Here is a 21,068-nt window from a genome sequence, read left to right on the forward strand (position 1 = left end):
CGGGATTGATCGTCGACCCGGAGAGGCTTGAAAGGGGACTGATGAGGAGCCTGACCGCCACCCTCCGGGTCGACCAGATTAGTGTGCTCGCCGTCTGTCTCACCGTTCGCGACGCGGCGACAGCGCGCTACGCGAACAGCTTCATCCGCGCCGTGCCGCCGTTCGCGAGTTCGTCGTAGTCCTCACGCACGGTCGGATGGTCCTCGGCGGCGCGTTCCACGATAGTGGCGGCGAGAGAACGCATCATTCCGACGTTGTTGCGCAGGCGCGCTGCCAGGGCTTCATCGTCGAGCTTGTCGTGCAGCGTCGCGTTCATGTCTGCGAACCAGGTGAGTTCGCGCTGGTCCATCATCGTCTTGCGATTGCGCCGCTCCGACATCGCATGCCAGCGCTGGAAGAATCCTTGCATGGCCGTATTCAGATCCGCAGCGGCCACCAGTTCCGAGCCCATGCGCGTGATGAATGCGGCATCGCCGAGGCGGTCCTGAAAGACGAGTTGGCAGAGCACGCCCCAGTAATAGGCGTAGTCCCAGATCACCTTGATCGGCAGGACCTCGGGATCGCCGAACAGGTTGTACTGGTCGCGGTACATCCGCAGCGTGCCTTCGTAGAACGAGAAGAACAGCCGCTCGTAGTGCCGCGCGTGCGACGCGAGGTTCTCGCCGCGGCGATCGATGCCGACCAGCAGGGTGATGTAGGTATTGGCGATCGCGATGAAGTCGCTGCCGGGCGAATAGAACGGATCGAGAAAAGCTCCCGCCTCGCCGGTCAACGCCCAGCGGTCGGACGAGAACATCCGCGCGCATCCATAGGAGAAGTGACGAAAGAAGGCGAAGTCCATCAACTTGTCGCGCCGGCTGGCGACGTGGCGGGCCACCATGGGCTGATGTTCTTCCAGCCAGGCGAGCGCCAGATCGAACGTCTTCATGCGTTCGAGCGGGTGCATCGCGGCATCAGCCACGATGCCGACGGAATGCGCACCCGACGACAACGGGATCAGCCACACCCAGTAGCCGGGGCCACACAGATGGTTGGTCGATCGCCAGCGCTCGGCCGGGTGGCAGCGGTCTTTCCACTCCGGATCGTCGCACCAGTCGTCGATAGCGATGCGATCGTCGATGCGGAACCACACGGCATTGGCGTGATGGCCGTTGTCGCGGGTGAGATCGAGCTTGCGCCGCATGAGCCCTGCACGCCCGGACGCATCGAGCAACCACCGCGCCTGCAGCTCGCCATCGCCATCGCGGGTGGCGAAACGTACGCTGTGCGGCGCCTCGCCCGAGCCGATATCGAAGCCGCGCACGGTGACGCCCTCGCGGAAGTCGATGCCGCGTCGCCGGGCCTCCTCGCCGAGGAAGTTCTCGAGGATGCCGCGATCGATCTGATAGCTCGGGGTCGGCAGCACAGCGCTGACGCCCAGTTCAGCGACGTCGGCGAGATCGTCCTTCCCTTCGGAAAAGAAGAAACGGAAACCGAATTTGCGGATGTGCGCCTCATCGAGATGCGCGCGCAGTCCGAGGGTGTCGGCGAAGTAGTGCGCGGCGATCTCGACGGTGGACTCGCCGACCTTGTGCGCCGCTTCCGGCAGCGGATGGACCTGCCGTTCGAGCACGACGATGTCCATGTCCGGGTAGCTGCCCTTGAGTTGCATGGCGAGCGTCAGCCCGGCCAGGCCCCCCCCGAGGATGACAGCGTCGTGTGGCGTGCGGTCCATCGATCTCTTCCTCGTGGTGTCAGTGCGACTCTTTGGCGGCGCCGATATCGGGGGTGACTATGGTCGGTCGCGCCTTGGCTTGGCGATAGCAGGCCAGGAAGTTTCCATAGTGGAACACCCGGCCGATCGTATAGGTCGTGATCCGCGTCACGTCGCGCACGGGGCTGAAGTGACTGAGACGGAACTCGCCCTGATAGCGCGACGCGATCGGCACCGATACGACGCGCACGCCGCGCTCGCGACAGGCGGTGATGAGCATGGCCGCTTCGAACACGAAGTGTTCCGCAGGCAGGTCGACCAGATCGAGCACCGAGCGCGGGTAGAGACGCTGACCGCTTTGCGTATCGGCGATGGGCCAGCCGCATGCCAGCGAGATGCCCCAGTCGGCCACGGCGTTGGCACGGCGTCGGCCGGGGGGTTGCTGTTCGCGCTCGAGCAGGCGGGCGCCTATCACGATGCTGCCGGGGTAGCGCTCGCCGGCCGCGATGATCGCGGGCACGTCGGCGGCGAGGTGCTGGCCGTCGCCGTCCATGGTGACCACACCGTCATAGTCGTGGCGCAGCACTTCGCGAAAGCCGGTGCGCAGCGCCTCGCCCTTGCCGCGGCGGGTCGGATGCCGCAACAGAGTGACCGGCATGGTGCCAACGATGTCCGGCGTGCGGTCGTCCGAGCCGTCGTCCACGACGATCACCGGCAGGCCGAGCGCCAGCGCCTCGCTGACGACGCGGCCGATGGCCTTTTCCTCATTGAGGCAGGGAATCAGGATGCAGTAGCGCCCTGCGGCGGTATTCATGCGACCACCCCGATGTCGATGTGCAGGTCGAGACCGCGCGCGGCAGGCACACGCAGCGCCGTGGGACGCATCAATGCCAGGGCATGCATCAACGGCACCGAATGGGCCGCCGGGTTGCTCGCCACAAGGCCGTCGAGCCACGGATCGCCGATCGGCTCGGCGCCGACGTTGCCGCGCTCGGGCGTGATGTCGAGTCGCGTGGCGGCGCCATCGGCGCGCGGCGACAGGACCATGGCCACGGCAAACGGGCCGGTGGTGCTGGTCATGGCGCCGAGCGGGCCCGCACCCGCGATGTCGTAGCTCGCCAGGAGTACGTCGCGGTCGTCGGCGACAGCGAGGCTCGCTGCTTCCAGCAGCCCGGCACCGAAGGCCTGCTCGCCGCCCGATACGGCGCTGGAACTCGCGTGGCAGTGCGTGGCGATCGTCCAGTAACCAGCGGGCGCGTTATGCACGGAGTTATGGAACTTCGTCGGCGAGAGTTCGAGGGGCGCGGTGGCGAGGGTCTGGCACATGTAGTCGGTGATGACCTGGTCGCCGTGCGCCGAGGCGAAGACGCAGGGCAGGGTGGCGGCATCGCGACCACTCATCCGCACCGCCTGGCCCGCAGCGGCCGCCGCGAGCAGAACGCTCTCCGGCGCGCGACGACGCTCGTTGGGCGGTAGCACGTCGGCCACCGGCCGCTCGCTGGCGCCGGCTGGCGCGCCGCCACTCACGACGTCACGGAAGGCATCCCAGGTCGACGCCCCCGGCGCCCACAGACCGATACCGCTTACCCAGACCGAAAGCGCTGCGCTCATGCTGCGTGCTCCGCGTGAGCGAAGGCAAGGCATGCGTTGTTGCCACCGAAGCCGAACGAATTGCTGAGCGCGATGCGGATCGGCTTGGATTCCTCGTGCCATGCCATCTGCGGTCCGCACAGCGGGTCGGGCTGCGTCGCGCCGAGGTTGGCGGGTACGCGGCCGTCGCGCATGGCAAGCAGGGTGATCGCGGCTTCCAATATGCCGGCCGCACCGAGCGTGTGACCGGTGAAGCCCTTGGTCGAGCTGGCACGCGTAGAAGACGGGAAGGTCCGCGCGACCAGCGCGGCCTCGACTTCGTCGTTCTTCTGGCTCGCGGTGCCGTGCAGGTTGATGTAGTCGACGTCGGCGGGTTCGATGCCGGCGCGCTCGAGCGCGTCGCGCAAGGCGAGTTCCGCGCCGAGGCCTTCGGGATGCGGCGTCGACATATGGTGCGCGTCACTCGCCTCGCCATAGCCAATGAGCAGCGGCGCATCGGCCACGCCAGCGACACGCTCCACGATGGCAAAGCCGGCGGCCTCACCGATGGAGATCCCGTTGCGCCGTGCGTCGAACGGCCGGCACGGTTCCGGCGACACCAGCTCCAGCGAGTTGAAACCGAACAGAACGCTGTCGCACAGCGTGTCGGTACCGCCGACCACGGCCGCGTCGATCAGCCCGAGGCGGATCATCCGCTCGGCATTTGCAAAGACCTTGGCGCTGGACGAGCACGCCGTGGCCACGGTGAGGCAGGGGCCTTCCAGTTCGAACGCCGCGGCGACAAAACCGGCGAGCGAGTGGGGCGTGTGCAGCACCGGGCGATGGAGGTCGGCCGGCATGTTGCCGTTATCGAGGCGCCGGTAGCCTTCTTCGGTGGCGCCGATGCTTGCCGTCGACGTACCCAGGAGCACGGCAACGCGATGGGCGCCGTAACGCTCGCGTGTCGCACGTACGGCGTCGGAGAAGCCGTCCTGTTGCAACGCCATCCATGCGAGTCGGTTGTTGCGGCAGTCCCATTCCGCGAGTTCTGGCGGTAGCGGTGCGTCCTCCACGCCGGCAACGCGGCCGATCCAGCACGCCAGTGGCGCGAAGCTGAAATCGTTGGGAGCAAGACCGCCGCGCGAGGCGGCGAGAGCGTCGGCGTGAGCCTGAAGACCACGGCCGAGAGCGGAGGTGGCGGTGTACGCGCGGATGGCGAGCGGAGGCATGGGATGCGGCATGCGGGGAGCCTATCCTTTTTGCTCTCTTGCGTCGCGTGAACGCTCGGAGGCGTTCAGCCGATTGCATGGCACGTGCCGAATCCGCAAGACTTTGCTTCTCCCCCGGGACGGTCGCATGTCCGGCATCCACGCTCCGAAAATCCTCCGCCGCGGCGTCTGGCGCTATCTTAGCGACCGGGACATTCTCGTCGCGGCGCTGATGACCGCCTTGGCGTTCACGGCAACGCTGGGCCTGCTCTACGTCGCCCATCTCGCCCGCGTCTGCTGGCATGCGGGACGAAGTACCACGCGACCGTCGGAGCGTCGCACGATGCTGATCTTCGGTCGCCGATTGGTCGATGACCGCCCCGAAGCGGATTTCGTCGCGCGCCTTGCCCGGGGGCGGCAAGGCGCATGGGCAGGCCGCACCGACCGCGTCCTCGTGCTGGGCGGACAGAGCGGCGGCGAGGTCAGCGAGGCCGAGGCGGGGCGCCGCTGGCTGGTGGAGCAGGGCTGGCCGGCCACCGTACGCATGGAGTTGGAACAGGCATCCATCGACTCGCTGGAAAACCTGCGCCACGCTCGCGAGTTGTTGCGTGAAGCGGCCGACGCGTCGCTGCCGCCGGTCTGGCTCGTCACCAGTCGCTACCATCTGGCGCGCTGTCTCTATCTTGCACGCCGACTGGGTTTCGATGCCGCGCCGGTTGCAGCGGAAGAGCGCCTTCCGCTGGGGCGACGCTACATCGTCCGCCTGATGATGGAGGCGGGTTACCTCATGTGGATCGACACCGGCATGCGCTGGGCCGCGGTGAGCGGGAACCGTCGCATGGCGGCGCGCATTTCCTGAGTACCTATGCCAGGGGCGTCGTGCGCGGCGGCATGTCACAGCGATGTCATGCGGCACCTTGCTAAGCTCTGGGGCTAGCCGTCGTCAGGATCGATCGTCATGTCCGAGCAAGCCGATATCGCCGAAGCCTTCCTGCGCGGTCTGCAAGACCGTATCTGCACCGCGGTCGCGGCACTCGATGGCGAGGCGGACTTCGAGGAAGACGCGTGGACGCGTCCCGCCGGAGGCGGTGGACGCACTCGCGTGCTGCGCGACGGTCGCATCTTCGAGCAGGCGGGGGTCAACTTTTCCCGTGTGTCGGGGTCGCCGCTACCGCCGAGTGCCACGGCGCATCGTCCCGATCTCGTCGGCGGCAGCTTCGTCGCCACGGGTGTGTCGCTCGTCTTGCATCCGCGCAATCCGTACGTTCCGACCACGCACGCGAACGTGCGTTATTTCGAGGCCAGCAAGGAAGGTGCCGAGTCGGTGTGGTGGTTCGGTGGCGGGTTCGATCTCACGCCGTTCTATCCGTTCGACGAGGATGTCCGTCACTGGCACACGGTGGCGAAGGACCTGTGCGAACCCTATGGCGACGATGTCTACGCGCGTTACAAGCGCTGGTGCGACGACTACTTCTATCTCAAGCATCGTGGCGAGACGCGCGGTGTCGGTGGCCTGTTCTACGACGATCTCAACGAAGGCGGCTTCGAGCGGTGCATGAACTTCATGCGCGACGTGGGGCAGGGTTTCCTCGATGCCTATGTACCGATCGTGGAGCGGCGCCGCGATATGCCCTACGGTGAACGCGAACGCGAGTTCCAACTGTATCGCCGCGGGCGCTACGTGGAATTCAATCTCGTGTATGACCGCGGCACGTTGTTTGGACTCCAGTCCGGCGGTCGCACCGAGTCGATTCTGATGAGCCTGCCGCCACGCGTGCGCTTCGAGTACGGCTACACGCCCGAACCCGGCAGCGCGGAAGCACGGCTGCAGGATTACCTCGTCCCTCGCGACTGGCTCTGATCGACGCGGCGCCGTGCGCGCCGCGTCGCATGACGCACGACCTCAGGGCGAGGCGCCGGCGAACTTCTTCGCCGTGGCGCCTTCGATCTTGCCGACGGCGGCCGAATCGCTGACGTAGAGTTCGACCGGGCGCTCGAAGGTCAGCGATCCCTGCACGACGGCGTGCGGGCCGATGACGATCTTGGGCACCCGGTTGTTGTCGTGGAACCAGCTCGTGGAAGGCTTCTTCACCAGGATGCCGCCTTCGATTCGGGAGCCATCTCCCACCGTGATGTCGGCATTCACCGTTTCGATGCCACCGCCGACATGGGCGCCGTCGAGATTGATGTCGCCGTTGACGTTCGAAAGGTGCCCGGTCACCTCGGCGCCGCGCGCGAGTTCGACCCGTCCATTCACCGTCTCGACCTCATTGGCTCGCGACTTCTCGTGCAGTCGCACGGCACCGTTCACGGTCTTGACCGTGGACGCCGTTGCCGCGTCGCCCAGTTCGACGGAACCGTTCACCGTGGTGGCTCGTTGCACCACGGCGCGAGCGCCGATTCGCACGGAGCCGTTGACCGTGTGGACGTCCCCGGCGTGCTGCCCGTCCTCTACCGAGGCAGTGCCATTGACCTTGCTGACGTCGTCGCCGGCCAAGACGGCGCCTGAGGCGGACAGCGCGATGAGAAGCGAAAGAAGGGTGCGGCGCATGGCGGAACTCCGGTGGCGTGGACCTCTAGGATGCACCGGGGGCGCCCAGGGTTTAGCGTGACTCTCGGCAGGGGCGGCCCCATGCGGCCCGGCGCTCGCTGGCTCGGCGAAGGGAAGGGCGCCCCGAAGTTGACGGCCTCCGGCGCAGGTTCCACCATCGGATTTTTCCTCCCCATCGTTGGATGCCATGTACAAGCTCGTCATGATTCGCCACGGCCAGTCGGCCTGGAACCTCGAGAACCGTTTCAGCGGCTGGGCCGACGTCGACCTCAGCGAACAGGGCGTGGCGGAGGCGCGTGAAGCCGGTCGCCTGCTGAAGGAGGCCGGTTTCACCTTCGACGTAGCCCATACCTCGTACCTCAAGCGCGCTGTCCGGACCCTCTGGCACGTGCAGGACGAAATGGACCTGATGTGGGTGCCGGTCGTGACCGACTGGCGCCTCAACGAGCGGCACTACGGCGCGCTGACCGGGCTCAACAAGGCCGAAACGGCGGCCAAGTATGGCAACGAGCAGGTCCACGTCTGGCGGCGCAGCTACGACACCCCGCCGCCGGCCCTGGAGCCGGGCGCCACCTCGTTCGCGGACGATGACCGGTACAAAGGCATCGACGTGCCGCTGACCGAGTGCCTGAAAGATACGGTGGCCCGCGTGCTGCCCTATTGGCACGAAGTGCTCGCCCCGGCCATCCGCGCGGGGCATAACGTGCTGATGGCGGCCCACGGCAATTCCATGCGTGCGCTGGTGAAGTTCTTCGACAACATTTCCGATGACGACATCGCCGAGCTGAACATCCCCAACGGCATCCCGCTCGTCTACGAATTCGACGCCGACCTCAAGCCCGTGAAGCACTATTACCTGGGCGATCAGGCGGAGATCGAGGCCAAGATGGCCGCCGTGGCGAATCAGGGTAAGGCCAAGTAGGCCTGGGGGCCCTAGCTGTCATCACCGGCCGCGGTCGCTGCCGGGATGACAGCCGTCACCTGCGACGGGTCACAATCGCCCCTCGAACGAAAACCGTGGCTCGCTAAGCTGGCCTCACACGATCCCACCGAGGTTTCCGCCATGCTGGCTCCGTCCGTCCTCCCGCTGTTCGTCGCTCCCGTGATGGTGTTTGCCGTGTACCGCCGCGTGCGCGGCAGCTTCGGCCGACAGCTCATCCGCACCCGACGGATGACCGTACGCGTCGTGATGTTCGCCGTGATCGTGTGCCTGATGATGACGTCGGGGCTGCAGGACGTGCGCCTCGCCCAAGGTGCCCTGGGCGGTGCGGTCGGTGGTGCCGCGCTGGCGCTTCTGCTCGGCCTGCGCCTGACCCGCTTCGAGTCGGGCGCCGATGGCGCGGACTACTACGTGCCCAATCCGTGGATGGGTGGCGCACTCACGGCGCTGTTGGTGGGCCGCCTCGCATGGCGCTTTCTCGCCATGATGCCCGCGCTGACGGGAGACGGTGTCGTCCAGGGGCCGGCGCCGGGCAACAGCCCGCTGACCATGGCGATCGTCGGACTGACCGTGGGTTACTACCTGACCTACTACGCCGGCATCCTCGTACACCACCGTCGGCACAAGCGCGCCCTGCAGGTCGCCTGACCGGTAGCGACGTCCAGAATCAAAGGGCGTCGTTATCCAACTCGCCAGTTCGGATACGGATCACCTGATCCAGCGCGCTGACGAAGATCTTGCCGTCGCCGATCTTGCCGGTACGCGCAGCCTGCTGAATCGCCTCGACCACGCGCTCAACCTGTTCGTCGGCCACGGCCACCTCGAGTTTGATCTTGGGCAGGAAGTCGACCACGTATTCGGCACCGCGATACAGCTCGGTATGGCCCTTCTGCCGCCCGAAACCCTTCACCTCGGTCACCGTGACCCCCTGCACGCCTACGTCGGCGAGGGCCTCGCGGACGTCGTCCAGCTTGAAGGGCTTGATGATGGCGACCACGAGCTTCATGTTGGAACTCCTAGGGGCACGGCCGGTCTCCGGCGGGCGGAACGCCATTGTGCCACCGGGTCCCGGACCCGTCTCCATACGGTAGCTTGTAGGAAAACCCCTACACTAACTGTAGGCGTAGGCCTATAGCGCCTACAAACCCATCACTTAAACTTCATTCCACGACATCGAGGTGCGCAAGATGGATGTGCAGGGTATCGATCAACTCGCACAGCGGTTGGCATCGTTGGTTCCGCCAGGGTTGGCGCAAGCGCGTGAGGACATGCAGGCCAACTTCAAAGACATTCTGGCGCAAGGACTACGCCGCCTCGATCTCGTAACTCGCGAAGAATTCGATGTTCAGAGTCAGGTTCTGGCGCGTACGCGCGAGCGACTCGAGCTTTTGGAAAAGCGCCTTGCCGACCTAGAAGTCAGCGCGGCAAACCGCGGCCAGTAAGGACGGCCGCACGTCCCGGGACCGCCCCCGATCCGTCACCCTCACCCCGAGAGCGGTCGGGGGCGGTTATTTTCCCTGTGATCGCAAAGGAGTGCGCATGCGAACCCGGTCCCACTTGGATCACGAAGGTTCGCTGCTCGTGACGGTCCGTTACCGTTTACGATATTCGTCGCCATGAGCCTCGCCGTCACCCTTTCGCGCGCGCAGGAAGGTGTCGCGGCGCCGCAAGTCGTCGTCGAAGTTCATCTTTCCGGCGGTCTGCCATCCACGTCCATCGTCGGGCTTCCCGAGGTGGCGGTCCGCGAAGCCCGTGACCGGGTGCGCGTCGCCATCCAAAATACGGCCTTCGAGTACCCCAATCGGCGGGTGACGGTAAACCTCGCACCTGCGGAGTTGCCGAAGGATGGCGGCCGGTTCGACCTTGCCATTGCGCTGGGCATCCTGGCTGCGGGTTCGCAGGTGCCGCGCGAGCGACTCGACGATTGCGAGTTCCTCGGCGAGCTGGCGCTGTCCGGCGAGTTGCGGGCGGTGACCGGGATACTCCCTGCGCTGATCCGTGCCCGGCGCAGCGGCCGGCGTATCGTGGTGCCACGCGCGAACGCTGCCGAAGCCGCGCTGATCGGCGAAGGCGATGTCCTGCTTGCCGATAGCCTTGCCGAGGTCTGTGCCTGGCTTCGCGGCCAAGCGGAACTGACGGCTCCCGAGGCAGCCGACTTTTACGACATGCCGACCTGCGGCCCGGACATGCGTGACATCCGCGGCCAGCATCAGGCGCGCCGCGCATTGGAGATCGCTGCGGCCGGTGGTCACCACCTGCTGCTGATCGGTCCGCCCGGTACCGGCAAAACCATGCTGGCGGAGCGGCTTCCCGGCATCCTTCCGCCCATGACCGAGTCCGAAGCGCTGGAGAGCTGCGCCATTCGTTCGCTGTCGGGTGAGGACATCGATCCGAGTTGCTGGCGCCGCCGCCCCTTCCGCGCACCTCATCACACAGCGTCAGGTGTCGCGCTCGTCGGCGGCGGATCGTCGCCGCGACCGGGCGAGATTTCCTTGGCCCATAACGGCGTGCTGTTCCTCGACGAATTACCCGAGTTCAGTCGCCACGTACTGGAAGTGCTTCGGGAACCGCTGGAATCCGGGCAGATCGTGATCTCGCGCGCCGCACGGCAATCGACGTTCCCTGCCGAGTTCCAACTCGTCGCCGCGATGAATCCTTGCCCCTGTGGGTACGCGGGTGACTCCTTTCATGAATGTCGCTGCACGCCCGATCAGGTGCAGCGCTATCGCAGCCGGATCTCCGGGCCGCTACTCGACCGCATCGACCTCTGTGTGGAGGTGCCGCGCGTACCGCTTGCGGAAGTCGCATCCGTGCGTGGTCCGCGCGACGATGACAGCGCCACCGTGCGTGCGCGCGTGATCGCCGCGCGTGAGAAGGCGCTGCTGCGGGCCGGCCAGGCCAACGCCGAACTCAGTGTCGTGAACCTCGAACGCGACTGTGCCTTGCAGAGCTCCGACCGCGAATGGCTGGAGACGGCCCTGGACAAGCTCGGCGCCTCTGCGCGCGCATACCATCGCATTCTCCGCGTGGCGCGCACGATCGCCGATCTCGAAGGCGGAACGGGTTGCGTGGAGAAGGTGCACCTGGCGGAAGCGATGCACTACCGCCGGTTCTGATTCGGGCGCAGTTCCAACGAAAGCCGCGCGGTCACATGGCGGGTACATACGGCCTGTCCATCACGCAACAGAATGTCACGCGGGATCGCCCGGAACGAATCCAAGGAAGCTGACGTCCTGCCCCACGAGCGCCGAGGCGGGCAGCGACGCGCACCCGGCCGAGTGAAGCAAATCGAGTGTGGCCTGCCGGTGGGAGACGATCTCCCAGGGGGCAGCGGGCTGCCTCGCCGGATCGCCGCCAGCGGTCGCCTGCTCCAGGGCCGCAAGCAAGCGTTGACCATCGGGCGCGTGGATCACGACACCCTCGTTCGACAGTCCGCTGCGCGCGACGCCGAGGATGGCGCACAGGCGTGCCTTGACGTCGGCGTCCCGTGCGTCGGCTTCCTGCATGCCGACCACCGACGCAGCCACCTCCGGATCGGCCCACGTTCCATCGTCGTTCTTCAATACCTGCGCGGATTCCCAAGCCTCAGGCGGACATAGCTTGGCATCCCGTTCCAGCACGACGAAGGGGTTTACCTCGGCGGGATACACCCGACAGGCACGAGGCCGCCGCTCATAGATGCCGCAGCGGAAGTCCGGCAGGAGGTTCGGGCAGGCATCCGTAAACGCCGCCATCAGCGAGACGATGACCCGCAAGGGAAGCTGCCCGCTGGTCGCCGCGAATGCCCGGCGACGTTTGTACCAGGCCAGCAGGTTGTCGGCCGGCGGCTCCGCTGGCCAGGGAATCGCTTCGCAGAAGAGCTGCACCTGACCGCCGTCTCGCAGCCATGCCACCGCCTCGTCCACGCCGATCGGCAAGCGCAATCCGTGGCAACAGCGGCCGCACATGGTGCAAGAGAAGTTGATGGTCATGAGCCCCTCGATCCCTGGCGCCGATCCGACATCGGCGAAGGGTTGTTCGCGCGGCGGCGGAATTCGGTTACGGCAGATGTGCCGATTCTAGGCGATGCGACGAGGTGGCGAATGCCGAGGGCATCGCGGGTCGGAGATGCAGGCTAGTACGAGGGATGCGCAAGGTGTCGTCCGTCATTCGTCGAGGCAACGACTTGCGCTGCAATGCAGGCACGAGCCGCTACGTTGGGTGCGATGAAGCGACGAGTCTAGGGGTGCAACGAACGTCTCACTTGCATCGCTGCCGTCTACGGAGCCCTCTATGAGAAATTTAAGACTGTCAATCACGCGGTACCTCGCGCTTGTTGCCATCGTGGCGACTACATGCGTCTCGTCCGATGGTGTGTCCGCAGCGGAGCAGGTAGGACCTTCAAGGCAATCGAATGATTTGCCAAAGGCGCCTATCGCAGAACGTATCGAGTTCGAGCAGATACTTACTGCGCTTGTTCAGCAGTATTTGACCCAAAAGGAACCCCTTGAGGGTCAGCAAGCGATGATCGTCCCCAAAGTTTGGTACAGCGACGAAGGCGACACGATCAACATTGACCTTGGTAAGGGATTTCTTCCGCCGCATTACTCGATATCCCTGGAGGAGCGTGTCAACGAGATCGCCGACATTCTCTACTACACCGAGAAGCCGACTGAAATCTATCGGGTGAGCATCTGGTTCGATGGCAAGGACATCTTCGATTACTTTCCGGAGGAGCGCGGTCCGACCGAGCGTCGTGTACTTGAAGTCAATCCGCAGGCGAGAAGCCGATCCAAGCGTGACATTGGAGAAAGCAAGGTTCTCGTGGCGGCTGGTCACGGCATCTACTACAACTCGAAATATAAGGACTGGCGCGCGCAAAGAGATCGCACGAACGGGATTGTCGAGGATTTCATAACGCCGGCATTTGCCCGTCGTCTGCAGGACTATTTACGGGACCGCAGCAATTCCACCGTACATCGCGCACGCTCAACCGATATATCTGCGCATCCCGATAGTGCCCAACCTTGGTCTCTCATGGCTGCCCGCTACCACATCAAAAACGTACTGCCCGAACATGCAGAGATTTGGAATAGTGCGGGAAGCGCCCGAGCGACGAGCACGGGCGAGCGCGAGCAAGACATCAGAAGTCGCCCTTTATATGCAAACCATCTCGGTGTGGATGCGCTTATCCACCTGCATACGAATGCAGCCAGCGCAAGTCGACGCGGAGTCGAAGTTTTCCATCAACCCAATAGCTCCGATAGCAAACGTTTAGGCGACCTGGCGTTGTGCTACATGCGGGAGAGCCTAAGAACGAACAGCGCTTATGCAGACTTCCCGGTGGCACTGGTGAGCAGTCCGAAGAATCACGGTGAGAACCGCTTGGCAGAGATGCCAAGCATTATTGCTGAGATGGGATTTCATACGAATCCCAAGGATGCGGTGGCCATTCAGAGTTATGTCTTTCAAGACCTCGCAATGCGCGGTCTCGAAAAAGCCTACCGCATGTTCAAGGAAGGCAATGGGTGCGAGACATTCAGTGCCACTTATTCAGAAGTGACCGTGGTCTCCGACTCGACCCGTGATGCGGAGATCGTCTTCGGAGGGTTCCCGCGATTCCCGGTCAAGTACACGTCGACGGTGGCCGAGTGCCCGTCCGGGATTTTGTGCGTGTCGTTGGGAGGTCGCTTCGCCACCGCGGAAACGCCGCGGACCATCACGCATAGCTGTTCCTCTTCGCAGCCGATGACGATGAAATGGAACGTCACCTTCACCGATGCGGACGGGGTGAAGGCCGAGGCGCTTTCAACCGTTCACTGCCAGCCCAAGGCCTGACCCCTCGTAACGCCGTCCGCCCTCCAGAGTTAATACTTATTTCATGTACCGATGGGTTGACAAATAGGGGGTGCGCGGGGAGAATTCTGTACCAGGCGGTTCTCTTAATGGCTGCCCGCCCTGTCCCGGTGTTGGATACCCCTCCCTCCCCCCGCTCCAGCACCGGGACCCGGCCTTTTCTTCGCGGGACCACCCTTTTGTCCGCACATCGGCCCGCCTTCCAGGCGCAGGCCGATGTTCTTATGCGCGCCGGCCTCGCCGGATCATCGACCCGGCAAGGCCATGGGGATCTCTCAAGCAGCAGATGCCGGATGGAACTGCTCTTCCTCCGTGGAGCCGCTGAGCGCCGAGAGCGAGCTGAGCGAGCCGGCGATGACTTGGTTCACGGTGTCAAAGTAGCCCGTGCCCACTTCACGCTGGTGCTTGGCGGCGGTGTAGCCATCTTTTTCGGCGGCGAATTCCGCTTCCTGCAACTCCACATACGCGGCCATCTGGCGATCGCGATAACCACGCGCCAACTGGAACATCGAGTAGTTCAGCGCGTGGAAACCCGCCAGCGTAATGAACTGGAACGCGTAGCCCATCTCGCCCAGGCGCTTCTGGAAGTCCGCGATGGTCTTCTCGTCGAGATTCTTCTTCCAGTTGAAGCTGGGCGAGCAGTTGTACGCGAGCTTCTTCCCTGGGAACTTCGCGTGGATCGCTTCCGCGAACTGCTGCGCCTGAGCCATGTCCGGCGTGGACGTCTCGCACCAGATCAGGTCGGCATACGGGGCATAGGCAAGGCCGCGGCTGATGGCCTGTTCGATGCCCTGGCGGCTCTCATGGAATCCCTCGACCGTGCGCTTGCCGGTAAGGAAAGGCTTGTCGTAATCGTCGACGTCCGACGTGACCAGCGCGGCGCCCATGGCATCGGTACGCGCAACGATGAGCGTCGGCACGCCTGCCACGTCGGCGGCGAGACGTGCGGCGACGAGCTTCTGCACCGCTTCCTGCGTCGGCACCAGCACCTTGCCGCCCATGTGTCCGCACTTCTTGGCGCTGGCAAGCTGATCTTCAAAATGCACGCCTGCCGCGCCAGCCTCGATCATGTGCGACATGAGTTCATACGCATTGAGGACGCCGCCGAAACCGGCTTCCGCATCGGCGACGATCGGCACCAGCCAGTCGATGCCGTTCTTGCCTTCGGCGTGATGAATCTGATCGGCGCGCAGCAGCGTCTTGTTGATGCGACGAACCACGTTCGGCACCGAGTCCACCGGATACAGTGACTGGTCGGGGTACATCGTGCCTGCAGTGTTGGCATCGGCTGCGACCTGCCAGCCCGACAGATAGATGGCTTGCAGCCCGGCCTTGACCTGCTGCATGGCCTGGTTACCCGTGAGCGCACCCAGGGCGTTCACGTAAGGCTGCTCGTTGAGCGAACGCCACAGGCGTTCGGCGCCACGTCGCGCCAGGGTGTATTCGACCTGGATGCTGCCACGTAGGCGCAGCACGTCCTCGGCGGTATAAGGCCGTTCGATGCCCTGCCAACGGTCGTTGTTCTTCCAATCGAGCGTGATCTGTTCAGCGGTATGCGTCTTCATGGTCGGGCTCCTAGGCGCGTGATCAATGCAAGTGTTCGTAAGCGGGCAGGGTCAGGAAATCGCGGAGTTCTTCGGCGTGGGTCAGCGCGGCGATCAATGCCGCAGCCTCTTCGGCGCGACGTGCGCCAGGGTGCTGGCTCTCTTTCAAGCGATGGCAATGCGTCGCGAGTGCGTGATCGAACAGCGCGCCGGTGATGGGTGCGTGGTCGCTGAATTCGAGCGGTCCGTGGTGCAACCACTGCCAGAGCTGTGACCGTGCGATCTCCGCCGTGGCCGCGTCCTCCATCAGGTGGTGGATCGGTACACAGCCCATGCCGTCCAGCCATGCGGCGGTGTAACGCAGGCAGACCTCCACGTTGTTATCGAAGCCCTGCCGCGTGATCGTGCCGATCGCGGGGGCAATCAGTGCATCGCGAGTCACGTGTACGTCGTCGCGCATCACGTGCAACTGATTCGGTGATGGCATGTGTTCGTCGAACACCGCCTGCGCGACGGGTACGAGGGCGGGGTGGGCGACCCAGGTACCGTCGTGGCCGGCCGTCACTTCGCGCAACTTATCCGCGCGAACTTTCGCCATGGCCGCTTCGTTGGCCGCCTCGTCACCGCGGATGGGGATCTGCGCTGCCATACCACCCATGGCGAACGCGCCTCGGCGGTGGCAGGTCTGGATGAGCAGTTCCGAATACGCCTTCAGGAACGGCACCGTCATGGCGACTTGGCCGCGCTCGGGCAGCAGGCGATCGGCGTGCGCGCGGAAGGTTTTCAGATACGAAAAGATGTAATCCCAGCGACCACAGTTGAGACCCACTACGCGCTCGCGCAGCGCATGAAGGATCTCGTGCATCTGGAACACGGCCGGTAAGGTCTCGATCAGCACCGTCGCCTTCATGCTGGCCCGGGGCAGACCGAGCGCGTCTTCGGCGTGGGTCATCACATCGTTCCACAGCGCCGCTTCTTCCATGCTCTGAAGCTTCGGCAGGTAGAAATACGGACCGCGGTCGCGCTCCTGCAGCCGCTTGGCGTTGTGAAATGCGAACAGCCCGAAGTCCACGAATGCGCCCGCCACCACATCGCCGTCCACCTCAGCGTGCCGCTCGGGCAGGTGCCATCCCCTCGGACGCACAACCAGCACGGCAGGGTTGTCACCGACCTGGTAATGCTTTCCCTCGGGGCTGGTGAATTCGATGCTGCCATCCACGGCGTCGCGCAGATTGCGCTGGCCGTCCATCTGGTTTGCCCAGGTGGGCGCGCTCGAATCCTCGAAGTCGGCCATGAACACCTTCGCTCCGGAATTGAGGGCGTTAATGATCATCTTTCGTTCGACCGGGCCGGTGATCTCCACGCGGCGGTCGCGCAGGGCGGCCGGAATGGGCCCCACCGTCCAATTCCCTTCGCGTAGTGCGACGGTGTCGGCGCGGAAGTCGGGGAGGTCGCCCGCGTCGTAGCGCTGCTGGCGCGCCGTCCGCTCGGCGAGCAACTGGAGACGGCGCGCATCGAAACGACGGTGCAGGTCGGCAACGAACGCGATGGCAGCCGGGGTGAGGATGTCGTCGTAGGGGGAGCGGCCGTCGCCAAACTTGACGTCGGGATGCCGGTCGATCGCGCTCTGGGGTACTGCCATGAAACCGTCCTCCGCTGCGGTGTTGATTCACGCTAGGTCCGGAGGCATGCTTTTGACAAAGCATATGTTTCAAAGATTAGTATTAATAAAGCTAATAAGGTTTATAAATAACTGAAAGTGAAGGGATAAAAGGTGCCGAAGAAGCTGAATGCCCGCGTTGTTGGCGCAAAATCGACCCGTCGCGTCGGGACTCCCAAGCCGGCCGAGGCCGACGCAGCCGCTCGCTTCTACTACAAGGGCAACCGGCTCAAGCAGCTCCGGGCCTTCGTTTACATCACCCGTATGGGAACGCTGAGCCGGGCCGCAGAGGCCTTGTTCCTGTCTCAACCTTCCGTGAGCCTCCAGCTCAAGGCGCTTGAGCGGGAGATGGGCGCGCCACTGGTCGAGCGCACGCGCCGCCGCATCACCCTGACCGATGCCGGCGAGGCGCTCTACGAGATAGCGCGGCCACTGGTCGAAGGGTTCGAGAACCTCGATCGCGAATTTCATCTCAAGACGCGAGGCAGGCCGGGCGGCAAGCTCACCGTCGCGGCCGGGTCTTCCACGATCCAGTACCTGCTGCCGGAACTCGTGAAGGCGTATCGCGAGCGCCATCCGGACGTCCATCTGCAACTGGCGAACGTGACCGGGAAGGACGGCCTCGCACTGCTGCGTGCCGACGAGGCGGATATCGCCATCGGCTCGATGCTCGACGTGCCACAGGACATCGCGTGGGCGCCTGTGTACCACTACGACCCCATGCTCATCATGCCTCCCGACCATCCGTTGGCCACCAAGGAGGACATCACCCTCGAGGACCTGTCGCCCTATGGCCTGATCCTGCCGCCTCAACGGCTGACGACGTTCCGCCTGGTCGACATGGTGTTCCAGCAGCGCCACGTGCCGTACACCGTCGCGATCGAAGTCGGTGGCTGGGACGTCATCAAGCAATACGTCGCGATGGGTCTGGGCATTTCGATCGTCACCGGTATTTGCATCACCGAAGCGGACAAACAACGTCTCGTCGTGCGCAACCTACGTCGGTACTTCCCGCAGCGCAGCTACGGCGTGGTGATGCGCAAGGGCAAGTTCCTCAGCCCGGAAGCCCGAGCCTTCATCGATCTCATTCGCCCCGGCCTGCTGACGCATCGCGACTACGACGAGTCGGGGCACTCCGAGCGATGACTAGGCGTGGACATCCACGAGGCGGCCATTCAAGTAATCCACCAGCTTGAGGATGCCTTCGGCTGCATCGATGCCGGCTTCCTGACCTTGTAGCGCCACGGGATAACCGTGGAACGTGCCTTTCTTGATGTCCGCTCGCGCGGCGTCGATCCACTGGGTGAGGTCGAGCTTGCCGGGGTGGTCGAGGTGATAAAGGGAGAACTTCGTGGCTGCTCTTTGCGAGACGTAGCCCTCCAGCATGAGTTCGCCAACGAGATCGCGGAGATCTTCCGAATCGATTGAACGAAGATTCAAGCGTGAAAGCCGCTCTTGAATCTCTTTCGGCATATCCTCCGCGACACGGGATGGGTCGCCTTTCTCCACAGGGCGGTCTCGATAACCGCATGGATTAGGACGTTCTCGCGCCAGTTGCTCGCCTGCCGTGAAGCTGCGTGGCGCCCTCATGCCAATCGTGTAGTCCATGCGTATCCCCTCATCGTTGCGAGCATCAAGCATCGCGCTCATGGCGGGGCGTGGTAGTCGGTGAAAGGCGCCGTGGCGACGTCCTCCGATCTCGCAAGATGTAGGGCTGATTCAGTGTTCGTGCATGCGCAAACCTACGCGTGGCAAGTCCGACGGCCGATGGGCGCGGCGGGGATCTGTTTCATAAAGTCACCAAGCGCAATCGTGCGCATTCAAGGGGCCTTTCATGAAGGTTTTGATCCGCATGCTTGCGATGACTGCGCTCATCGCTGGCGCAATACCGGCGCAAGCGCAGTTCTCTCGGCAGGTCATCAACCAGGGGCGCGGCGATTGGGGTCGTTGCTTCGCCTATTTCCCGCAGTTGACCTCGGAGGGAAGGCTAAGGTCCTACGAGTCGGAAGTGGTATTTACGTGGAATACGACATGCCACAGTTCGTTCTCCGCATCGGGTTCCGGTGCGACAATCATTCTTCAGAGACTTGGCGGGACTGGCTGGGTCGATATGACCAGTGGTATTTCGTCTTACGTTCCAGACCTGGGTCCCGGCACGTATCGAATCGTGGCAAGGAATGATTGGGCGAGGGCTGTGGAATACAAGGTCCGCCATCGCCGCGGCATGGGCTGATCGATAGGGCGTCGTGGTTCTTCCGCGGCGCCTTTTCTCTCAAGCGTCTCGACGCTTCCCGTGGTACCCGACGAACAGTGCGCGGACGCGCGCCATGTCGCCATCGAGGTCATCGGTGGGGTGGACCAGCGGACCGATGGTGAAGGTCTTCGTCGGATAGTCGATGAAGATCGGTTGGATCGGCACGCCGGAGGCGCGGGCGATACGCAGGAAGCCGGACTTCCATTGCTTGACGGGTTTGCGCGTGCCTTCCGGTGTGATGCCCAGCCACATCGTCTCGTGACTGGCGAAGCGCGCGACCATCTGATCGACGACGTTCGTGGCAGCCGAGCGATCGATGGGAATCATGCCGAGGCGGCGCACGACCGGTCCAAACGGGCCGTTCAACACTTCGCGCTTGATCATGACGCTGAGGTCGAGCCCGATCGCCGACTTCATCAATAGCCCCCAGACGCCATCCCAGTAGGACGAATGCGGCGCGCCGATAAGAATCAGTTTGGGCAGGTTCGGCAGTTCGCCCACAATGCGCCAGCCGCTGCGCAGGATGGCCCAGCGACAGAAGCGCTTCCAGCGCGAATCCGGCAGCGATGGCGCCTGCACGGGAAGATGCGCGGGCACACCCTTCACTCGCGGCTCCAGTCGCGCGAGCGTGTGCGCTTGGTCTGGCCGCGTTGTGCCTTGCCGGCGAGACGACGCTCCTTCGACGCTCGCGTAGGCCTGGTCGCGAGACGCTTCTTTTCCACGCGCGTGCCTTCGAGGATGATCGCAACGAGTCGATCGCGTGCGTCGTCGCGATTGCGTGCCTGATCGCGGAATCGACGCGCCTGGATCACAAGCACGCCGGCATCCGTCATGCGGCGATCGCGGCGTGCGAGAAGCCGCTGCCGCACGTCGTCGGGCAGCGAGGGTGAGCCGGCTACGTCGAAGCGCAGTTCCACCGCGCTCTCCGTGCGATTGACGTGCTGACCTCCCGGCCCATCTGCACGCATGAAGCGTTCGACGAGTTCGGCGTCGGGAATGGCGATGGTTCCGGTCACGGTGAGCATGGCGGACGGATTCTAGGGCCTGTTTACCTATTCGCGTAGCCCCGGAGCCGCCGCCAACGCATGCTCAACCCGCTGCGTCACGCCATGCTGCGAACGCAGCACGCCAGTCGAACCGGTCGAGCATACGGTTCCAGGTGTCGTCGAGGCTCGCCTGCAGCGTCAACGGTTGTCCGCTCACCGGATGCGAAAACGACAGGGCATCTGCGTGAAGAAGCAGGCGGTGCGAGCCGAAGTGCTGCTTGAACAGGCGATTGTGGTCGCCTCGGCCGTGCTGGCTGTCGCCCACGATGGGATGGTGGATATGCGCGAAGTGCTTGCGAATCTGGCGGAAGCGTCCGGTCTGCGGTTCGGCAGCCACCAAGGCGTACCGTTGCTTCTCGTAGCGGCCGAGCGCGATGTCCACTTCGACGGTGGCTAGGCGCCGGTAGTCGGTGCGGGCGTCCTTCCGCGGACCGGTCTCGCGTGAACCGGGCAGGGGATAGTCCACCGTGCCTTCCTCGGGCTCGGGCCAGCCCCGCACGACGGCGAGGTAACGCTTGCGAACGCTGCGCCCCATGAACTGTTCACCCAACCGTGCCGCCACGTCCGCCGCGCGAGCCACGAGCAGTACGCCCGAGGTGGCGCGATCGAGTCGGTGGGCGAGGTGCAGGCGCCCTTCCACCTGTTCGCGCAGCAGGTCGATCAGGAAGGCATCGTCCGGTCCGACGAAGGTCGAGCGATGCACCGCGAGGTTGGCCGGCTTGTTGACGGCGACGATGTCGTCGTCCTGATACAGGATCTCCAGCACGA

At 64.3% G+C, this 21,068-nt stretch carries 22 protein-coding genes; 9 read left to right on the forward strand and 13 right to left on the reverse strand.

All coding sequences use genetic code 11. The features are described 5' to 3' along the window. Window positions 1-127: 127 nt before the first annotated feature. From BT115_RS16020 to BT115_RS16035, 4 genes are read right to left on the reverse strand one after another with little or no spacing between them, the layout of a single operon-like run. Window positions 128-1,714 carry an NAD(P)/FAD-dependent oxidoreductase gene (locus BT115_RS16020; protein WP_072323604.1) on the reverse strand — a complete coding sequence of 529 codons (1,587 nt, stop codon included), beginning with the start codon at window positions 1,712-1,714 and terminating at the stop codon, window positions 128-130. Window positions 1,715-1,733: 19 nt separating this feature from the next. Next, window positions 1,734-2,507, reverse strand: coding sequence for a glycosyltransferase family 2 protein (locus BT115_RS16025; RefSeq protein WP_072323605.1), 774 nt, complete (start codon window positions 2,505-2,507; stop codon window positions 1,734-1,736). Continuing rightward, entirely contained in the window at window positions 2,504-3,304 is an 801-nt protein-coding gene (locus BT115_RS16030; RefSeq protein WP_072323606.1) for a beta-ketoacyl synthase chain length factor, read from the reverse strand. Before BT115_RS16030 ends, BT115_RS16025 begins: the two co-directional genes overlap by 4 nt. Next, window positions 3,301-4,491 (reverse strand): beta-ketoacyl-[acyl-carrier-protein] synthase family protein, encoded by a 1,191-nt coding sequence (locus BT115_RS16035; protein ID WP_072323695.1) that lies wholly within the window; start codon window positions 4,489-4,491, stop codon window positions 3,301-3,303. Before BT115_RS16035 ends, BT115_RS16030 begins: the two co-directional genes overlap by 4 nt. A 127-nt stretch (window positions 4,492-4,618) precedes the next feature. Between BT115_RS16035 and BT115_RS16040 the strand changes: the two genes are divergently transcribed. Both BT115_RS16040 and hemF read left to right on the forward strand, forming a co-directional pair. Further along, window positions 4,619-5,329, forward strand: coding sequence for a YdcF family protein (locus BT115_RS16040; protein WP_072323607.1), 711 nt, complete (start codon window positions 4,619-4,621; stop codon window positions 5,327-5,329). A gap of 99 nt (window positions 5,330-5,428) precedes the next feature. Further along, window positions 5,429-6,331, forward strand: a complete 903-nt coding sequence (gene hemF, locus BT115_RS16045; RefSeq protein WP_072323608.1) for an oxygen-dependent coproporphyrinogen oxidase — start codon at window positions 5,429-5,431, stop codon at window positions 6,329-6,331. A gap of 42 nt (window positions 6,332-6,373) precedes the next feature. Here hemF and BT115_RS16050 read toward each other — a convergent pair whose 3' ends face one another. Further along, window positions 6,374-7,021, reverse strand: coding sequence for a hypothetical protein (locus tag BT115_RS16050; protein ID WP_072323609.1), 648 nt, complete (start codon window positions 7,019-7,021; stop codon window positions 6,374-6,376). A 187-nt stretch (window positions 7,022-7,208) separates the two neighbouring features. Here BT115_RS16050 and gpmA point away from each other — a divergent pair, with 187 nt between their 5' ends. Further along, the gene (gene gpmA, locus BT115_RS16055; protein WP_072323610.1) at window positions 7,209-7,943 is read left to right on the forward strand and encodes a 2,3-diphosphoglycerate-dependent phosphoglycerate mutase; all 735 of its coding nucleotides are present in this window, start codon (window positions 7,209-7,211) and stop codon (window positions 7,941-7,943) included. A 141-nt stretch (window positions 7,944-8,084) separates the two neighbouring features. Beyond that, window positions 8,085-8,609, forward strand: coding sequence for a DUF1453 domain-containing protein (locus BT115_RS16060; RefSeq protein WP_072323611.1), 525 nt, complete (start codon window positions 8,085-8,087; stop codon window positions 8,607-8,609). Window positions 8,610-8,628: 19 nt separating this feature from the next. Here the strand turns inward: BT115_RS16060 and glnK are convergent, their stop codons facing one another. Continuing rightward, window positions 8,629-8,967 carry a P-II family nitrogen regulator gene (gene glnK / locus BT115_RS16065; RefSeq protein ID WP_072323612.1) on the reverse strand — a complete coding sequence of 113 codons (339 nt, stop codon included), beginning with the start codon at window positions 8,965-8,967 and terminating at the stop codon, window positions 8,629-8,631. A 181-nt stretch (window positions 8,968-9,148) separates the two neighbouring features. Here glnK and BT115_RS16070 point away from each other — a divergent pair, with 181 nt between their 5' ends. Both BT115_RS16070 and BT115_RS16075 read left to right on the forward strand, forming a co-directional pair. Beyond that, entirely contained in the window at window positions 9,149-9,403 is a 255-nt protein-coding gene (locus tag BT115_RS16070) for an accessory factor UbiK family protein (protein ID WP_072323613.1), read from the forward strand. Window positions 9,404-9,577: 174 nt separating this feature from the next. Continuing rightward, on the forward strand, window positions 9,578-11,077 hold the full coding sequence (locus BT115_RS16075; protein WP_072323614.1) for a YifB family Mg chelatase-like AAA ATPase: 1,500 nt from the start codon (window positions 9,578-9,580) through the stop codon (window positions 11,075-11,077). Between the two features lie 75 nt (window positions 11,078-11,152). Here the strand turns inward: BT115_RS16075 and BT115_RS16080 are convergent, their stop codons facing one another. Next, the gene (locus BT115_RS16080; protein WP_072323615.1) at window positions 11,153-11,932 is read right to left on the reverse strand and encodes a YkgJ family cysteine cluster protein; all 780 of its coding nucleotides are present in this window, start codon (window positions 11,930-11,932) and stop codon (window positions 11,153-11,155) included. 301 nt (window positions 11,933-12,233) lie between these two features. On the opposite strand from BT115_RS16080, the gene BT115_RS16085 reads away from it, so the two are divergent. Further along, a complete protein-coding gene (locus tag BT115_RS16085; protein ID WP_083527527.1) occupies window positions 12,234-13,778 on the forward strand; it encodes an N-acetylmuramoyl-L-alanine amidase family protein in 1,545 nt (514 codons plus the stop codon). A 293-nt stretch (window positions 13,779-14,071) separates the two neighbouring features. On the opposite strand, the gene aceA is transcribed toward BT115_RS16085, so the two are convergent. Beyond that, window positions 14,072-15,361 (reverse strand): isocitrate lyase, encoded by a 1,290-nt coding sequence (gene aceA / locus BT115_RS16090; RefSeq protein ID WP_072323617.1) that lies wholly within the window; start codon window positions 15,359-15,361, stop codon window positions 14,072-14,074. A gap of 22 nt (window positions 15,362-15,383) precedes the next feature. Next, window positions 15,384-16,982 carry a malate synthase A gene (gene aceB / locus BT115_RS16095; RefSeq protein WP_072323618.1) on the reverse strand — a complete coding sequence of 533 codons (1,599 nt, stop codon included), beginning with the start codon at window positions 16,980-16,982 and terminating at the stop codon, window positions 15,384-15,386. A 132-nt stretch (window positions 16,983-17,114) separates the two neighbouring features. Between aceB and BT115_RS16100 the strand changes: the two genes are divergently transcribed. Further along, entirely contained in the window at window positions 17,115-18,146 is a 1,032-nt protein-coding gene (locus BT115_RS16100) for a LysR family transcriptional regulator (protein ID WP_083527528.1), read from the forward strand. Here BT115_RS16100 and BT115_RS18515 read toward each other — a convergent pair whose 3' ends face one another. Then, on the reverse strand, window positions 18,147-18,650 hold the full coding sequence (locus tag BT115_RS18515; protein ID WP_143144597.1) for a hypothetical protein: 504 nt from the start codon (window positions 18,648-18,650) through the stop codon (window positions 18,147-18,149). It abuts the gene before it with no gap. 184 nt (window positions 18,651-18,834) lie between these two features. Here BT115_RS18515 and BT115_RS16110 point away from each other — a divergent pair, with 184 nt between their 5' ends. Further along, on the forward strand, window positions 18,835-19,233 hold the full coding sequence (locus BT115_RS16110; protein WP_072323620.1) for a hypothetical protein: 399 nt from the start codon (window positions 18,835-18,837) through the stop codon (window positions 19,231-19,233). A gap of 39 nt (window positions 19,234-19,272) precedes the next feature. On the opposite strand, the gene BT115_RS16115 is transcribed toward BT115_RS16110, so the two are convergent. From BT115_RS16115 to BT115_RS16125, 3 genes are all read right to left on the reverse strand, one after another. Beyond that, window positions 19,273-19,860 carry a 1-acyl-sn-glycerol-3-phosphate acyltransferase gene (locus tag BT115_RS16115; RefSeq protein WP_072323621.1) on the reverse strand — a complete coding sequence of 196 codons (588 nt, stop codon included), beginning with the start codon at window positions 19,858-19,860 and terminating at the stop codon, window positions 19,273-19,275. Beyond that, entirely contained in the window at window positions 19,857-20,279 is a 423-nt protein-coding gene (gene arfB, locus BT115_RS16120; RefSeq protein ID WP_072323622.1) for an alternative ribosome rescue aminoacyl-tRNA hydrolase ArfB, read from the reverse strand. Before arfB ends, BT115_RS16115 begins: the two co-directional genes overlap by 4 nt. 64 nt (window positions 20,280-20,343) lie before the next feature. Next, window positions 20,344-21,066, reverse strand: a complete 723-nt coding sequence (locus BT115_RS16125; RefSeq protein WP_083527529.1) for a pseudouridine synthase — start codon at window positions 21,064-21,066, stop codon at window positions 20,344-20,346. Window positions 21,067-21,068 lie beyond the last annotated feature (2 nt).

Origin of the sequence: Luteibacter sp. UNCMF366Tsu5.1 (genome assembly GCF_900119235.1) — a bacterium.
GTDB classification, from domain to species: domain Bacteria; phylum Pseudomonadota; class Gammaproteobacteria; order Xanthomonadales; family Rhodanobacteraceae; genus Luteibacter; species Luteibacter flocculans.

Excerpts from the sequence above, each read along its gene's own strand:
- BT115_RS16030 (WP_072323606.1), bottom strand. The coding sequence starts at position 3,304 with ATGAGCGCAGCGCTTTCGGTCTGGGTAAGCGGTATCGGTCTGTGGGCG.
- hemF (WP_072323608.1), top strand. The coding sequence starts at position 5,429 with ATGTCCGAGCAAGCCGATATCGCCGAAGCCTTCCTGCGCGGTCTGCAA.
- aceB (WP_072323618.1), bottom strand. The coding sequence starts at position 16,982 with ATGGCAGTACCCCAGAGCGCGATCGACCGGCATCCCGACGTCAAGTTT.
- BT115_RS16080 (WP_072323615.1), bottom strand. The coding sequence starts at position 11,932 with ATGACCATCAACTTCTCTTGCACCATGTGCGGCCGCTGTTGCCACGGA.
- gpmA (WP_072323610.1), top strand. The coding sequence starts at position 7,209 with ATGTACAAGCTCGTCATGATTCGCCACGGCCAGTCGGCCTGGAACCTC.
- aceA (WP_072323617.1), bottom strand. The coding sequence starts at position 15,361 with ATGAAGACGCATACCGCTGAACAGATCACGCTCGATTGGAAGAACAAC.
- BT115_RS16025 (WP_072323605.1), bottom strand. The coding sequence starts at position 2,507 with ATGAATACCGCCGCAGGGCGCTACTGCATCCTGATTCCCTGCCTCAAT.
- BT115_RS16035 (WP_072323695.1), bottom strand. The coding sequence starts at position 4,491 with ATGCCTCCGCTCGCCATCCGCGCGTACACCGCCACCTCCGCTCTCGGC.
- BT115_RS16060 (WP_072323611.1), top strand. The coding sequence starts at position 8,085 with ATGCTGGCTCCGTCCGTCCTCCCGCTGTTCGTCGCTCCCGTGATGGTG.
- BT115_RS16070 (WP_072323613.1), top strand. The coding sequence starts at position 9,149 with ATGGATGTGCAGGGTATCGATCAACTCGCACAGCGGTTGGCATCGTTG.
- arfB (WP_072323622.1), bottom strand. The coding sequence starts at position 20,279 with ATGCTCACCGTGACCGGAACCATCGCCATTCCCGACGCCGAACTCGTC.
- BT115_RS16075 (WP_072323614.1), top strand. The coding sequence starts at position 9,578 with ATGAGCCTCGCCGTCACCCTTTCGCGCGCGCAGGAAGGTGTCGCGGCG.
- BT115_RS16020 (WP_072323604.1), bottom strand. The coding sequence starts at position 1,714 with ATGGACCGCACGCCACACGACGCTGTCATCCTCGGGGGGGGCCTGGCC.
- BT115_RS16040 (WP_072323607.1), top strand. The coding sequence starts at position 4,619 with ATGTCCGGCATCCACGCTCCGAAAATCCTCCGCCGCGGCGTCTGGCGC.
- BT115_RS18515 (WP_143144597.1), bottom strand. The coding sequence starts at position 18,650 with ATGAGCGCGATGCTTGATGCTCGCAACGATGAGGGGATACGCATGGAC.
- BT115_RS16085 (WP_083527527.1), top strand. The coding sequence starts at position 12,234 with ATGAGAAATTTAAGACTGTCAATCACGCGGTACCTCGCGCTTGTTGCC.
- BT115_RS16110 (WP_072323620.1), top strand. The coding sequence starts at position 18,835 with ATGAAGGTTTTGATCCGCATGCTTGCGATGACTGCGCTCATCGCTGGC.
- BT115_RS16050 (WP_072323609.1), bottom strand. The coding sequence starts at position 7,021 with ATGCGCCGCACCCTTCTTTCGCTTCTCATCGCGCTGTCCGCCTCAGGC.
- glnK (WP_072323612.1), bottom strand. The coding sequence starts at position 8,967 with ATGAAGCTCGTGGTCGCCATCATCAAGCCCTTCAAGCTGGACGACGTC.